8 protein-coding genes are annotated in these 15,976 nt (G+C 59.6%); 6 read left to right on the top strand and 2 right to left on the bottom strand.

What is annotated here, in order from left to right; translation table 11 throughout:
- The first annotated feature begins 432 nt into the window (after positions 1–432).
- The 4 genes from HMPREF2842_RS07880 to HMPREF2842_RS07895 all read left to right on the top strand — a co-directional run bounded on the left by HMPREF2842_RS07880 (position 433) and on the right by HMPREF2842_RS07895 (position 6,724).
- Positions 433–1,851, top strand: coding sequence for a dicarboxylate/amino acid:cation symporter (locus tag HMPREF2842_RS07880; RefSeq protein ID WP_070644064.1), 1,419 nt, complete (start codon positions 433–435; stop codon positions 1,849–1,851).
- A 406-nt stretch (positions 1,852–2,257) separates the two neighbouring features.
- Complete coding sequence (locus HMPREF2842_RS07885; protein ID WP_070644068.1) at positions 2,258–2,971, top strand: Maf family protein; 714 nt, start codon at positions 2,258–2,260, stop codon at positions 2,969–2,971.
- Between the two features lie 157 nt (positions 2,972–3,128).
- On the top strand, positions 3,129–4,949 hold the full coding sequence (locus tag HMPREF2842_RS07890; RefSeq protein ID WP_070634139.1) for an acetyl/propionyl/methylcrotonyl-CoA carboxylase subunit alpha: 1,821 nt from the start codon (positions 3,129–3,131) through the stop codon (positions 4,947–4,949).
- A 374-nt stretch (positions 4,950–5,323) separates the two neighbouring features.
- Positions 5,324–6,724 (top strand): MFS transporter, encoded by a 1,401-nt coding sequence (locus tag HMPREF2842_RS07895; RefSeq protein WP_070644073.1) that lies wholly within the window; start codon positions 5,324–5,326, stop codon positions 6,722–6,724.
- 159 nt (positions 6,725–6,883) lie between these two features.
- On the opposite strand, the gene HMPREF2842_RS07900 is transcribed toward HMPREF2842_RS07895, so the two are convergent.
- Positions 6,884–8,302: an NAD(P)H-quinone dehydrogenase gene (locus tag HMPREF2842_RS07900; protein WP_049358705.1), complete on the bottom strand. Its 1,419-nt coding sequence runs from the start codon at positions 8,300–8,302 to the stop codon at positions 6,884–6,886.
- Between the two features lie 141 nt (positions 8,303–8,443).
- The gene (gene mfd, locus HMPREF2842_RS07905; protein WP_070644076.1) at positions 8,444–12,193 is read right to left on the bottom strand and encodes a transcription-repair coupling factor; all 3,750 of its coding nucleotides are present in this window, start codon (positions 12,191–12,193) and stop codon (positions 8,444–8,446) included.
- A 546-nt stretch (positions 12,194–12,739) separates the two neighbouring features.
- Here mfd and HMPREF2842_RS07910 point away from each other — a divergent pair.
- Both HMPREF2842_RS07910 and HMPREF2842_RS07915 read left to right on the top strand, forming a co-directional pair.
- A complete protein-coding gene (locus HMPREF2842_RS07910) occupies positions 12,740–15,106 on the top strand; it encodes a fibrinogen-like YCDxxxxGGGW domain-containing protein (RefSeq protein WP_049341618.1) in 2,367 nt (788 codons plus the stop codon).
- A 528-nt stretch (positions 15,107–15,634) separates the two neighbouring features.
- Positions 15,635–15,976: fibrinogen-like YCDxxxxGGGW domain-containing protein (locus tag HMPREF2842_RS07915; RefSeq protein ID WP_256388389.1), on the top strand; the 342-nt coding region annotated here is incomplete at its 3' end.

Consider the following 15,976-nt stretch of genomic DNA (forward strand, 5'->3'; position numbering starts at 1 on the left):
CCTTGAAAGGTGGTGCGTGGCGTAACATTCAACGCGTACATGAAGCTGAGTGGGTACAGCATCATCCGGCGACTTTCGCCGGACTATCGGTGTGATTCCAGCATATCAAGCCCTAGCTTTCGGATTATTAGCTGACGGCAAAATCTCAGCAAGCTTCGCCGCATGTTGCGCAGTTGTTTCCTTTCTGTTTGCTTTGGCGGCGATTCCTAATTAACTATCAGCCGATTTAACCGCCTATGTGGGGGGCAACTGGCGGCGTTGCTGGTTGGGCAGCTGGGTTGGGCTGCGTTGCTGGTTAGACTGCGGGATGTACAGCCGAAAGATGCCACAGGATGGTCACGGTTCGTCACACATCCCCTACACTGCACCGGATTGAAACACTTCTTCACACAAACTCGCGCCGGAGCGCGCAAAAGTTTTAGAGTATGCCACATGTCTACACCGCATGCATCATCTCGTTCACGTCTGCCCAAGTGGGCTACTTCTTTCGGCAACCAAATCATTGCCTCACTCATTCTGGGTATTGTTCTCGGCGCGCTCGCCCTCGCACTGGGTGGGGACGCGAAGAGCAACCCCAACTGGCTCATGGTGACCTTAGATACCATCGGCTCCTCCTACGTCACTCTGCTGAAGGCGGCCGTTGTTCCGCTGATTTTCACCGCCGTGGTTGCCTCCATCTCTAACCTGTCGCAGGTGACGAACGCGGCACGCCTGGCGGTTAACACGCTCATCTGGTTTGCGATTACCGCGTTCTTCGCGGTGCTCATTGGTATTGCGATGGGCCTGATCGTTCAGCCGGGCGTGGGCGCACAGGTGCAGGGCAAGGCGTACACCGGCTCGACCGGTTCGTGGACCGCATTCCTGACCGGTCTAATCCCGGTGAACTTCCTGGGTCTGGGCGTCAGCGCTAAGTCCGGTGATTCCGGCATCACCGCGTCGGCATCCTTTAACGTACTGCAGATTCTGGTCATTTCCGGTGCGGTCGGCATTGCCGCTCTGAAGGTCGGCGAGGCAGCTAAGCCGTTCATTGACGTGGTCAAGAGCGCCCTGGCGATTATTCAGAAGATTCTGTGGTGGATTATTCGCCTGGCGCCGCTGGGCACCGTGGGTCTGATTGCTAAGGCAGTGTTCGCGTACGGTTGGGCGTCGATGGGTTCGCTGGTCGCGTTCGTTATCGCACTCTACATTGGCCTGCTGTTGGTCTTCCTCGTGGTCTACCCGATTATTGTTCGCGCGAACGGTCTGTCGGTCCGCCAGTACTTCTCGGGTGTGTGGCCGGCGCTTCAGCTGGGCTTCGTGTCCCGTTCTTCGATGGGTTCGATGCCGATGACCCAGACCGTTGCCGAACGTAACCTGGGTGTTCCCCGCGCCTACGCATCCTTCGCGGTTCCGCTGGGTGCGACCACCAAGATGGACGGTTGCGCTTCGGTTTACCCGGCACTGGCGGCGATTTTCGTGGCTCAGTTCTACGGTATTCAGCTGGACTTCACCCAGTATCTGCTGATTGTGATGGTGTCCGTGCTCGGTTCGGCAGCAACCGCTGGTACGACCGGCGCTATCGTGATGCTGACCCTGACCCTGTCCACTCTGGGTCTGCCCCTGGACGGTGTAGGTCTGCTCCTGGCGATTGACCCGATCGTTGACATGGGCCGTACCGCTCTGAACGTTGCCGGTCAGGCTCTGGTTCCCGCGATTGTGGCTCGCCGCGAGGGCATTTTGGATGAGGAGCTCTACAACGCTCCCCGTTCTGAGGGCGGCTTCGTGGCTCAGGAATTCTACGATGAGCGCATCGCCGGCGAGGCGCAGCGACTTCACGAGGTGGAAGACAACACCGCCGCGGCACACCGCTAATCTGACGAAGGCTCACGCACGCGGCGCTAGGCGGTACTGCCTAGCGCCGTGTAGCTTCTCCGCCACCCATGCCCCCAGCATGGGCAAAATACATTTGTCAAACGTCATAAAAGTGTCACTATTGATTCTTTTTTCTTTAAGGTTTGAGAAGAGTTATGATTTTGAACGGTGTGTTCCATCTCCTACGTGGTTGAGGGGGATGGGACACGCTCTTTCTATGCCCGCCGGTTTTATGCCACCTCGTTATACCCCTCGGCTCGGCGCTCCAGCCCTCCCGCAGATCCCCCCCCCAGATTATGCGAATGCCCCGTGTTCAACGCTGATACACCGGCGGAGGGTTCCACCCAGTGACCCTCAATCTGCACCCGAGAGTAAAGCTCACCGACAACGCTCTAAAATAGAACCCATGACTACCAGCGCTTCACCGACCCGACTAATTCTTGCCTCCGCCTCCCCGGCGCGCCGCAAGCTCCTGGAAGACTCCCGCATCGCATTCACGGTGCGCGTCTCCTCCGTAGATGAGGACGCCGCACTCGCTACCGCCAACGAACAGGCGCGAGCGCAGGGACGTGCGGGACTCACCCCGACTGAGACCGCTTCCCTTCTGGCGCAGTTGAAGGCGCAGGCAGTTGCCGCTGAACTCGCCGCCGAGGGTGTGCGCGATGCGCTGGTTCTGGGCTGCGATTCGGTCTTCGAGTTTGAGGGTGTTGCCTACGGCAAGCCTCACACTGCCGAGGCGGCACGCGAGCGCGTTAGTGCCATGAGCGGCAACCACGGTGTGCTGCACACCGGTCACGCGCTCGTGGATCTGCGCGGTCTTGAGCCAGGTGCCGAGCTGTCCGCTACTTCTGAGTTGCCCACCGTTTCTGAACTACGTAGCGCCACCGTCCACTTTGATACGCTCAGCCCCGAAGAAATTGAGGCGTACATTGCTACCGGTGAGCCGCTCTGGGTAGCCGGTTCCTTCACCCTGGACGGTTACGGTTCGGCGTTTATTCGCGGTATTGAGGGTGAGTTCCACACGGTGGTGGGCCTGTCCATTCACGCGCTACGCGATATGTTGCGCCGCCGCGAGGTCGCGGTGACCGAGTTGTGGCTGGCGCCCCAAGATGAGGATTAGATTCAGCGCAATCGTATAAATCTGTCTCAAAGCGCGCCCTGCAATACACATTGTTGAACACCAATCGATAAGATAGAACAGTATGATGCGCGTTATATTCGCCAATCCCGCCGATTCTAGATATCCTTTTCGGCAGGAGATTAAAGGAGAGCTTTAAGTGACTCAGCACCAGGCAGAAGCCGCCAAGAAATTTACTGCAGTCCCCGGCCGTCACACCGGCCCGGTCAGCAAGATTCTAATCGCTAACCGCGGCGAAATTGCTGTCCGCGTGATTCGTGCAGCCCGCGATGAGGGCCTGCAGACCGTCGCCGTCTACGCTGACCCCGACCGCGACGCCCAGCACGTAAAGCTCGCCGATGAAGCCTACGCTCTCGGCGGTGCCACCGCGGCACAGTCCTACCTGGTGATGGACAAGCTCATTGAGATTGCCATCCGCTCCGGTGCTGACGCCGTGCACCCCGGCTACGGTTTCCTGTCTGAGAACGCGCAGTTCGCGCAGAAGTGCATTGACGCTGGCCTGACCTGGATTGGTCCTTCCCCCGAGTCCATTACCCAGCTGGGCGATAAGGTAGCGGCACGCCACATCGCGCAGAAGGTGGGCGCTCCCCTGGTGCCCGGCACCAAGGACCCGGTCAAGTCCGCCGATGAGGTTGTCGCCTTCGCGGATGAGCACGGTCTGCCCATTGCGGTGAAGGCCGCATTTGGTGGCGGTGGCCGCGGCATTAAGGTGGCACGCGACCGCGAGAGCATTGTTGAGATGTACGAGTCCGCTGTTCGCGAGGCTACCGCGGCGTTCGGTCGCGGTGAGTGCTTCATCGAGCGCTTCCTGGATTCGCCCCGCCACGTTGAGACCCAGTGCTTGGCGGATGCGCACGGCAACGTCGTGGTGGTTTCCACCCGTGACTGCTCCCTGCAGCGCCGTAACCAGAAGCTCGTTGAGGAGGCGCCCGCCCCCTACCTGAGCGCTGAGCAGAACGAGCGCCTGTACGAGGCGTCCCGCGCAATTCTGCGTGAGGCTGGCTACCAGGGTGCCGGCACCTGTGAGTTCCTGGTCGGCACCGACGGCACCATCTCCTTCCTTGAGGTCAACACTCGACTGCAGGTGGAGCACCCCGTTTCCGAGGAGATTTCGGGTATTGACCTGGTTCGTGAGCAGTTCCGTATTGCCCGCGGTGAGAAGATTGAGGAGAAGGACCCGGTTCTGCGCGGTCACTCCTTCGAGTTCCGTATTAATGGTGAGGATGCGGGTCGTTCCTTTATGCCCGCCCCCGGCACGATCGAGAAGATGACCGTGCCCACCGGCCCCGGTGTTCGCTGGGATTCTGGCTTCGTGGCTGGCGACGTTATCGGCGGTAACTTCGACTCCATGCTGGCTAAGCTCATTGTTACCGGCGCGGATCGTGAGCAGGCTCTGCAGCGTGCCCGCCGTGCCCTGGCTGAGCTGACCATTGAGGGTATGCCCACCGTCATTCCGTTCCACCGCGTCGTGCTGGATGACCCCGCCTTCGCACCGGCTGAGGGCGGCGAATTCAAGGTGCACACCCGTTGGATTGAGACCGAGTTCAACAACACCATCCCCATGTACTCCGGTGCTCCCGGTAGCGTGGATTCGGATGAGGATGAGCGCACCACCGTGGTCGTTGAGGTCAACGGCAAGCGCATGGAGGTGTCCCTGCCTGATCTGGGCGGCGGCACCAAGCCTGCAGCTAAGCCCGCATCCAAGACCCGCAAGTCCCGTTCGGCACGCGGCGCGGCGAAGGGTGGCGGCGACGAGCTGACCAGCCCCATGCAGGGCACCATCGTGAAGGTCGCGGCTTCTGACGGCGACACCGTTGCTGAGGGCGACCTGATTCTGGTGCTGGAGGCGATGAAGATGGAGCAGCCCATTACCGCGCACAAGGCGGGTAAGGTTTCGGGTCTGTCCGCTAAGCCGGGCGATACCGTCACCTCCGGTGCGGTGCTGGCGACCATCAAGTAACTCTCGATGCCGCGGTTTTGCGACCGCGAGCGCATAGGTTTGAAGGATCCCCCGGGATGGTATGAGGTATTACCTCGTGCCCTCCCGGGGGATTTTCTATGTCCGCCCTTGTCTGTTTCTGTGGGGTTTGAGCGAGTACCTATTGCGATTACGTCCAGATAGTGACCGTATTTGTTGGGTCTTTTCTGAACAGAGTTATAATGTTGCACTTTAGAGGAGCCTTTCAGATTCCGGCATCCACCCACCCCACCCGGTGCGGTCACGGCACCCGGTACGCGCCCATGGCACACCCGCCTCCCGCGCCGACCGGTTATGGAACACCTATCCCAGGCTCCTTGTGTACACACAAATTCACCATCTCGGGAGTTTTCCTCATGAGCGCTTCTGCACCCGACACGAAAGCGTCTGCTGCATCGGTGAAGAATACGACTCCTCGCAGTCGAGTTATTCTCGCCTCGCTCGTTGGTACCACCATCGAGTTCTACGATTTCTACATTTATGCCACCGCGGCAGTGGCTGTGTTCCCCGTGCTGTTCTTCCCCTCGAAGGACGCAACCACCGAGCTTCTGGCTTCCTTCGCCACCTTCGGCGTCGCCTTCATCGCGCGCCCCCTCGGTTCCGTGATCTTCGGCCACTTCGGCGACAAGATTGGCCGTAAGGCAACCCTCGTCGGTGCACTGCTCACCATGGGTCTGGCAACCTTCATCATCGGTCTGCTGCCCACCTACCACCAGATTGGCCTGTGGGCACCGACCATGCTGACCATCATGCGTTTCTGCCAGGGTCTGGGTCTGGGCGGCGAATGGTCCGGCGCGGCACTGCTCGCCAGCGAATACGCTGAGGACGGCAAGCGTGCCCGCGCCGCCATGTGGCCTCAGCTGGGTGCCCCCATCGGCTTCGTCCTTGCAAACGGCTTCATGCTGCTGCTGACCAGCTGGATTACCTTCAACTCCGCAACCGACGCCAAGAACCTGGATCACCCCTTCCTCGTTTGGGGTTGGCGTATTCCGTTCCTGCTGTCCATCGTGATGGTCGCTGTTGGCCTGTACGTTCGTTTCAAGCTGGAGGAGACCCCCGTCTTCGCCAAGGCTGCCGCTAACAACGAGAAGGTTAAGACCCCGCTCGTTGAGGCGTTCAAGGTCGCTTGGTGGCCCATGATTCAGGGCACCTTCATCATGGTGGCATGCTACGTGCTGTTCTACCTGATGACCGCTTGGGTCCTCTCCTACGGTATCGGCAAGGCGGATAAGGGCGGCCTAGCGATCCCCTACCGCGAGTTCCTGATCATTCAGCTGATCTCCATTATTGGCTTCGCGATCTTCATTCCGATCTCGGGTTGGCTGGCTGACAAGTACGGCCGCCGCACCCAGCAGCTGTGGACCACCATCGCGATGGCTGTCTTCGGTCTGTCCTTCGGTCTGTTCATCTCCCCCTCCGTTGTTGGTACCGGCGCGAACGCAAACGCCGCTGTGGTTACCCTCTTCATCTTTATCGGTATGTGCCTGATGGGTCTGTCCTTCGGTTCCATGTCCGCATACCTGCCGGAGCTGTACCCCACTAACGTGCGTTACACCGCCAGCGGTATCGCCTACAACGTGGCATCCATCCTCGGCGCGGCACTGACCCCGTTCGTGGCTGTTTGGTTGAACTCCACTTACGGTGTGGCTGCAGTGGGCGGCTACCTGGCATTCGCATCGATTCTGAGCGTTGTCTTCATTCTGCTCACTCACGAAACCCGTGACGTGGACATGAACGCCGTCAGCACCACGAAGTAAAGCTTCGCGGCGCTAAGCGTCTCTACGGCAAAGCGGTGGGGGTCACCTCCTGATTCTTAGGAACTCAGGAAGTGACCCCCACCGCTTTTGTGCGTTTCAGAGATTCTGTGAGCTTCTGAGATAGCGGCTCTCTACAAGCCCAGGGTATCTATGCGCCGGCTACAGGCCGCGAGTGTGCAGCTTGCGCGCAGCCTCAGCAATAGAGCCGGAGAGCGAGGGGTAAACCGTGAAGGTGTCCGCCAGGTCATCCACCGCGAGCTTCTTCTCCACAGCCAGGGCGATAGGGTAAATCAGCTCGGAGGCGCGCTGACCAACCACCACGCCACCGATGACGGTGCCGGAGTGGCGGCGAGCAAAAATCTTCACGAATCCATCGCGCATCGCCATCATCTTCGCGCGCGGGTTGGTGCTCAGCTGCAGGGTCACCGCATCGCCACGGTACGCCCCCTCGGCAAGGTCCTTCTCACTCACACCCACAGTCGCAATCTCCGGGGAGGTGAAGATATTTGCGGCAACCTTATCGGTACGCAGCGGGCGCACCGCATCACCGAGGATGTGCGCCATAGCGATACGGCCCTGCATTGCAGCCACGGAAGCCAGTGGGTACACGCCCGTGCAGTCGCCAGCGGCGTAAATGCTGTTCACGCTCGTGCGGGACACGCCGTCCACCTTAATATGGCCGCTCGGGGTCTGCTCCACACCGGCAGCTTCCAAGCCCAAATCCTCAGTGTTCGGAATCGAACCAATAGCCACCAGGCAGTGAGTGCCAGAGACCTTACGGCCATCGGACAGGGTCACGATGACACCTGAGCCGTCCTCAGTACGCTCAACAGCAGCCGCACGGGAACGCGGCATCACTCGCACGCCGCGACGCTCAAAGACGTCCTCCAGCACGCGAGCTGCGTCCTCGTCCTCACCGGGAAGCACACGGTCACGCGAAGACACCAGCGTAACCTTAGACCCCAGACCGTTATATGCCGAAGCGAACTCCGCACCGGTCACACCCGAACCAATCACAATCAGTTCCTCGGGAACTTCGGAGAGGTTGTACAGCTGAGTCCAGGTCAGGATGCGCTCGCCATCAGGCATACCGGTCGCCATTTCGCGCGGATGCGTACCCACCGACAGCATCACAAAGTCCGCCTGCAGGGGGTAGACCAGACCAGCTTCATCGGTCACCTGAACGGTGTGGCGGTCCAGGAGCTTACCGGTACCGTGAATAATCTTCACTCCTGCAGAAGCCAGGGCGCGCTTAATGTCGGCAGACTGCTGCTGAGCCAGGTCGCGGACTCGGCGGTTCACACGGTCCATATCAACACGAAGCTGCGGAGCCTTACCCTTCGTATTTTCAATGCCCAAGCTACCCGCCTCAGAGAAGCGGGTCATCATATCCGCCGTAGCGATTAGGGTCTTAGAGGGCACAACGTCAGTCAGAACGGCGGAGCCACCAATGGCATTACGCTCGATCAGAGTCACGTCCGCGTTGGATGCGGCAGCCACCATCGCCGCCTCGTAGCCGCCGGGGCCACCACCAATAATTACAATTCGCTGAGATGCGTAGTTCACCTTTGAAGTCATGCCTTAATTGTGAGCTATGCCGCCTGCGTGGGGCAAACGCACTCGCCGTGCAGATGTGCCATATTGTGGCAATCTGCACGGCGAGCATCTTCATGGTTCGGCAGCCCGATATGACAGGGCGGCACCTACCCCTGTAGGTCTCTACTCCTCGAGAGCCTGCGGCTTCTCCGAGTAAATCGAGTTGATGAACTTCTCAGCCCACTGCAGCATCGCGCCGTCCACCAGGTCCTTACCGCCAACCGGCATGGTCTTCGGGCGCGGCACCAGAGTCAGCCAGGTATCCATACCCTTCGGCTGGGCGTGCGTGGACCCAGGGTACACGCGCTTCAGGCGCATCTGGCGGGACTCCGGCAGCGGCGTAGCGGTTACCACGCGAACCTTCGGACCCAACACCACCAGTTCATGAATACCGGCGGCACGGGCGTGCATACGCACCGTCGCCACGGCAAGCAGGTTCTCTACCGCATCCGGCAGCTCGCCGTAACGGTCGACCAGCTCCTCGCGTGCCTCCGCGATCTTCTCTTCGGTATCGGCGGCAGCAATCTGACGGTACGCCTGCAAGCGCAGACGCTCAGAATCAATGTAGGTGTGAGGAATATGCGCGTTGACGGGCAGGTCAATCTTCGTCTCGACCTCGCGCTCTTCCTTCTCGCCGCGGTAGTTTGCGACCGCCTCGCCGACCAGGCGCAGGTACAGGTCAAAACCGACACCGGCAATATGACCGGACTGTTCGCCACCGAGCAGGTTGCCGGCACCACGAATCTCCAGGTCTTTCATCGCAAGCTGCAGGCCAGCGCCCAGCTCGTTATGCGTTGCCACAGCCTTCAGACGCTCGTGCGCAATCTCGCCGAGGGTCTTATCCACCGGGTACAGGAAGTAGGCGTAGGCGCGCTCGCGGCCACGACCCACGCGGCCACGCAGCTGGTGTAGCTGGCTCAGACCGTAGTTCTGGGCGTGGTCGACAATGAGGGTGTTCGCGTTCGAAATATCCAGGCCGGTCTCAACGATGGTGGTGCACACCAGCACGTCAAAGCGGCGCTCCCAGAAGTCCACAATAATCTGCTCCAGGCGCGATTCACTCATGCGGCCGTGGGCGGTGGCGATGCGCGCCTCCGGCACGAGCTTGCCGATTTCCGCGGCAACATCGTCGATGTCAGCCACGCGGTTGTGCACGAAGAAAACCTGTCCTTCACGCATGAGCTCGCGGCGGATTGCGGCAGTAATCTGGCTGTCGGTGCGCGGACCAACGAAGGTCAGCACGGGATGGCGTTCCTCCGGCGCGGTGGCAAGGGTGGAGGTCTCGCGAATACCGGTTAGCGACATTTCCAGGGTGCGCGGAATCGGGGTAGCACTCATGGCGAGCACGTCCACGTTGGTGCGCATCTGCTTGAGCTTTTCCTTATGCTCCACGCCAAAGCGCTGTTCCTCGTCAATGATGACCAGGCCCAGGTCCTTGAACACTACGCTGTCCGAGAGGATGCGGTGGGTACCGATCACCACGTCCACCGCGCCGGATGCGATTTCTTCGGTAATCTGGCGGGTTTCCTTCGCCTTCTGGAAGCGGGAGAGCACGCGAATCTTCACGGGGAATCCCGAGAAGCGCTCGCTGAACGTCTCGTAGTGCTGCTGCGCGAGCAGGGTCGTGGGTACGAGTACGGCAACCTGTTTGCCGTCCTGCACCGCCTTGAATGCGGCACGTACGGCGACCTCGGTTTTGCCGAAGCCCACATCGCCGGAGATGAGGCGGTCCATGGGGATTTCCTTCTCCATGTCTTCCTTCACCTCGTGGATGGCGGTGAGCTGGTCCGGAGTCTCGTTATAGGGGAAGGATTCTTCCAGCTCTCGCTGCCAGGGAGTGTCTGCTGCGAAGGCGTGACCGCGCGATGCCTGGCGAGCCGAGTAGAGTTTCACCAGGTCAGCAGCGATTTCCTTGACGGCTTTGCGAGCGCGGGACTTGGTCTTAGCCCAGTCGCTACCGCCCATCTTGGACAGGCTCGGGTTCTCGCCACCCACGTAGTTGGAAATCAGATCCAGCTGGTCGGAGGGCACGAAGAGTCGGTCGGGTGCGCCGCCACGCTTGGTGGGGGCGTACTCGATGACCAGGTATTCCTTCATGGGCTGCACGCCGTTGACCGGGGATGCACCAGCCACCGGGCGGGAGGTCATCTCGACGAACCTGCCGATGCCGTGACGCTCGTGCACCACGTAGTCGCCGGGGTTCAGTGCGAGCGGGTCAACCGCATTGCGGCGGCGGCGCGTTTTGAATTTCTGTCCTGTGGCGCCTCGGGGTGCGTAGGTTCCGCGGCGGCCAAGCAGTTCGGCTTCGGTGAAGACGGCGAGCTTCGCCTCCTCGATGAGGAAGCCTGCGGAGGCGGGTGCCTCGCAAACCTCGACGATGCCGTGTTCGAGGTCGCCTGCGGGGTCCTCCTCGAGGCTGGTTCGGCGGGCTGCGGGTACGGCGGGTGCCCCTTCGCCGGAGTGGAAGAGGTCGATGAGGCGGTCGGTGGAGCCGCGGCCGTTGGTGAGGGCGAGGACGGTCCACTGTTGGCCGATGAGGTCGCCGACCTGGCAGAGCATGCGTTCGACGGATCCGTTGAATGCGGTTGCGGGGGTGGCGTTGACGGTGTAGGTGTCAATTCCGTCTTCGATGGCGTCAGCGATGTTCTGGTTTTCGAGTGCGCCTGCGGCGGCATCTTCGAGCAGGTCTGCGTCGGTGACGAGTTCGGTGATTTCCCACCAGCTGAGCTTGGCTTCGAGTGCCTGTGCGGTGGTTTGGTCGATGGTGCGGAATCCGCTGTCGCTCATACGCAACTGGCCCAGGTCGATGGGTGCTACTGCGTCGGCTTCTGCGGAGGTGTCCCATGCGGCGGCGAGGAACTCTTCGTTGGTGGCGACGAGGTCTTCGGCGCGGGCACGCACGCGTTCGGGTTCGACGTTAATAATCATGGACCCTGCCGGCATCAGCTCGGTGAGGGTGTTCATGGATTCGATGAGCAGCGGGGTAAGCGATTCCATGCCTTCGACGTAGATTCCACCCGCAATCTTCTCAAGCATGGCTGCGGCTGCCGGGTAGTCGGCTTTCAGGCGGGCGGCGCGGCTCATGACCTCGGGGGTGATGAGCAGTTCGCGACAGGGCAGCAGGGTGAGTTCAGTAAGTTCTTCTCCCCCGCTGAGGGTGCGCTGGTCGGCGACGGAGAAGTGGCGCATTTCGTCGAGTTCGTCACCGAAGAATTCGAGGCGGACGGGGGTGGTTGCGGTGGGCGGGAAGACGTCGATAATGCCGCCGCGTACGGCGTATTCACCGCGCTTGGCGACGAGGTCTACACGGGAGTATGCGGCGTCGTTGAGGCCTCGTACTACATCTTTGAAGGGGTATTCTTTGCCGCGGATCAGGTGCACGGGTTCAAGCTTTTCAATGCCGGTGACGATGGGCTGGATGACGGCGCGTACGGGTGCGATGACGACTTGGGGGCGTTTAGCCGCGTCCCCGGTCATGGCGCGCAGTACCTGCAGGCGGCGGCCTACGGTGTCGGAGCGCGGTGAGAGGCGTTCGTGGGGCAGGGTTTCCCAGGCGGGGAAGAGCGCGATGTCTGCGGCGGGCAAGTAGGAGCGCAGGGCTGCGGCGAGGTCTTCTGCTTGACGGTCGGTGGGGGCGATGATGAGGCTGAGCGCTTCGGCGGTGGTATCGCGTACTGCGGTGGAGATGTCTGCAATGAGCGCGGCGTGGGTTCCGGCGACGGCGCCGATGAGGGTGCGTGCGCTACGTTCGGTGGGCTTCGCGGAGGCGGCGGTGCGGATCGCGGCCCAGCTGCTGAGTTGGTTGAGGGTGTTCAGGAGGGGGTGCAGGGGTGCCTCGAGGGGCTGTGCGGTAGCTTTTCGGGTGGTGCTCACGGGTTCTCCTGAATCTGCTGTCCTCGGTTCCGGCGGTTTGGCTGGTGGAGGGTGTCGACGGGTGGTCGGTGTGAGGTGGTGTCGGGTGGGGTGCCCGGGTGTTTTATTTTGAGGCATTTTATGCGCACTTTTTGGTGATGTGCGCGGCTTTTCTATTGTAGGTCTACTCTGCTTTTTATGGCATTTTTCTTTCGTGGGCTTCTTTGGCTGTAGATATAGCTTTTTGCACCCGATTGTCGCTTTCATTGACGATATATGAGTATGGTTTCCTTCTGTGTCATTTCTTACACCACAACGCCGATTTTATAGGATGTAAATCACACTCCCACCCCCATCTTTGCACTTTGTGCACCATTATTTTCATAGCTTAATCCTGTAACCTAATCAATAACACTTATAGAAAAACCGCACCGTATCTTCCTTCCGGAATCTGAATACCCTAAATACCAACCTCAGGTTTTCAGTATTTACTGCGGTTTTTCTAGTGCGCTAAATTCACCGTATCTTTCGATGTTTCTTCCGGAACGTCGCATCAGAAAGACGCATATGACAACCACATACACGAACAAACCCACTGAAAAGCCCCATGTCCGTTCATGGTCTGCTAAAAAGTGGGCCGCTTTCGCACTCGCTTTTGGTACCGCTTTCACTGCGGCACCTCTTACTCCTACTACTCCCGCCTCGGCTGCGACCGGAACCCATGATGGTTCCAGCAGCGATAAGGCGGCTGCCTCTTGCTACGAGGTCAAGCAGGTTAATCCTTCTGCCTCCTCTGGCACTTACTGGCTGTACACCCCGCAGATGAGCGGCCCGGCGCAGTTCTACTGCGATCAGGAAACTGATGGCGGCGGCTGGGTCATGATTGGTCGCGGTCGTGAGGGTTGGACCGAGTCTTACAACGGCACCGGCGACCCGAATCAGCTGCACCAGAACCCCACCGGCCCTTCCGCTTTTACTCCGGTCCAGCTTCCCGCAAACACTGTCGATGCGCTGCTGAACGGCATTAAGCCTCAGGACCTTCCCGACGGCATGCGTCTGCACCGTGCTCACAATGCGAGGGGCACTCAGTGGCAGAACGTTTATGTTCAGCGTCCTCAGACTGAGCAGTGGACCTGGGCGATGAGCTACGGTCAGCGTTGGGGCAACGTGAAGTTCACTGGTGCCGGCATTAACCGCACCGCTCATATGGGCGGTTCTCCCTCGGAAATGGCTCCGGGTATTACCACCAGCTCGGTTCGTTTCTTCGCGAACCCGAACCAGGGCTACCAGATTGGTTTTGCGTACGGTTCGCTGGTGAACTTCGGCAATGATCGTGCCGATTCTTATATTTATAAGAAGCGCGGTTCCGCCGGTTATTCCATCCCCTTCACCCAGGTGTTCCTGCGTCCGAAGCTGACTCAGCGTGACTTGAACTTCTCGCAGATTGGTTCTGGCTCTGCCGCTAGCAACCGTCGTGCTCTGCCCAATAGCTACACGATGCCCGTTCGTTGGCGTACCAGTGAGCAGACTGGTACCGGCAAGAAGAACGAGATGAACACCTACGTTCAGGCTATTACTCAGGTGGGCGATACTGTCTTCACCGGTGGCGACTTCAAGTATGTTGAGTCTGCTGGCGGCGAGCGCGTGAACCAGTCGTACCTGGCTGGCTACAACGTGGATTCGGGTGAGCTGGTTCGTTCCTTCCGCCCGACTTTCAACGGTCAGATTAAGGCTCTGGAGGCTCTGCCGAATAACCGCCTGGCGGTTGGTGGCGAGTTCACCGAGGTTAATGGCGAGAAGGTTGATCACTTCGTCATTCTGGATGCGACCACCGGTCAGATTGACCGCACGTGGGATGTGCAGGTTCAGCGCCGTAATGGTGCTGCCGCGCAGGTGAAGACCCTGCTGGTTCAGGATGGTTACCTCTACATTGGCGGTAACTTCACCCATGTAAAGGGCAATACGTCTAAGGCGTACGCTTACTCGCGTGGTGCCGCTCGTATTAAGCTCTCGAACGGTGCGGTGGATTGGAACTGGCGCCCGAACTTTAACGGTACGGTCAACGGTATTACCGCTGCGTCCGATAACTCGACTGTTCACGCTGCGGGTTACTTCACTGAGCTGAATAACCAGCGCGCGTTCCGCCTGGCGGCGCTGAATGGTTCTAACGCTTCGAATATTAAGTGGGAGTGGGAGCCGTCGCTGAAGCTGAACATTACTGACCGCATTGTGTACGCGTTCCAGTTCGATGTTCAGGATGCTGGTTCGACCGTGTGGACTGGCGGCGCTGACCACCTGATTGCGAACTACTCGAAGAACGGTTACGGCCGTATTTCTTCGTCTATCTCTAAGTACGGTGGCGACTGGCAGGATCTGCATCTGAGCGGTAACACCATTTACGGTGCGTGCCACTGCGGTGATGTCCTCTTCGAGGGTTCTACCGGTTACCACACCTACTGGAAGGAATCGAAGGCGGTTCACCGCATGCGCCTGGTCGCGGCGTTTGATAAGGACAGCGGCGAGGTTGTGGGCGAGTTCAGCCCGGTTCTGAAGGGCGCTAGCGGCTACGGTGTCTGGGAGTCCTTCGTGGATTCTCGCGGCAACCTGTGGGTTGGTGGCGACATTAACCGTTCGCTGGGTGCTAATGGTGAGCAGCGCACTGTCGGTTTTGCTCGTTTTGCTCCTCGCGATGTGACCGCCCCGTCGACTCCGTCGAATCTGTCGGTTCAGCGTGATGGCTCGACCGATAAGCTGTCTTGGTCTGGTGTTCGTGAGAGCGGTGCTCGCTACCAGGTGCTGCGTGATGACCGTGTGATTGCTACGGTCTCGGGCACCAGCTACGAGGTTGAGCATACTGATGGCGCTCGCTACTATGTGCGTTCCATCGATGCGTCTGAGAACTTCTCGGCTTCCACGGGAGCTGCTCAGGCTTAGGTCAGATTGTTGATCTAGTTTCTTTGAGCCGCCGCCTGGTTCGGGCTCTGCAGGGTTTGCGGGGTCCGAATCAGGCGGCGGTGCACCCGGGGTGTATGCCCTCTATAGTTTTGGTTCGGTCCGGTTTTCCCAGTTTGCTATCTCTTCGCCCCTGTGGCGGCTATGATGGGTTGGGATTCATTGCGTCGGATGGGTTGCTTCCGTCCTTTCCGATGATGGGCTGAATCTTGATCTGTGGTGTTTCTTCGCTGTTGGTACGACAGAGGAAACTTCACAGATTTTTAGCGTTCCGCTTCGTACGGGTGCGTTGCCACTGTTGGCTTCGTGCGTGAGGGGTGGGGCGTATTCATTCAATTTCCGATAACTACACTCACTGATTCCGGCTACAGACTCGCTGTTAGCGCAGTTCATAACGCTTCCCCCTTACCCCGATGCCTGGTCACTATGCTGTGCCTTGTGTGGGGTGGGTGTTGCTGTGTGAATTGCAGTTTTCTGCTGTGTGCCGGTTGAGGTCTCTAGGAGAGACAAATGAATTTTCTTCCGTTCACGCGTGGAGGGCGCGCGCAGGGTGCTGCTTCCTCCGCTTCTGAGGGCTCTCGCGTAGCTTCTCGCTCCGGGTCCCGTGCTTTGGGTGCGGCGGCTGCTTCTTTTGCGATGGTTGCGGCTTCTTTGGGTCCGATTGCTTCGGGCGCGCAGGCTGCTGATGCACGCTACTATGACGGTTCGTCGAGTGAGCGCGCGGCTGCGAGCTGCTGGGAGGTTAAGCAGAATAATCCGCGTGGCAAGAGCGGCGCGTACTGGCTGTACACCCCTGCGATGAGTGCTCCTGAGCAGTTCTATTGCGATCAGGAAACTGATGGCGGCGGCTGG

Origin of the sequence: Rothia sp. HMSC069C10 (genome assembly GCF_001812205.1) — a bacterium.
Lineage (GTDB): Bacteria > Actinomycetota > Actinomycetes > Actinomycetales > Micrococcaceae > Rothia > Rothia mucilaginosa.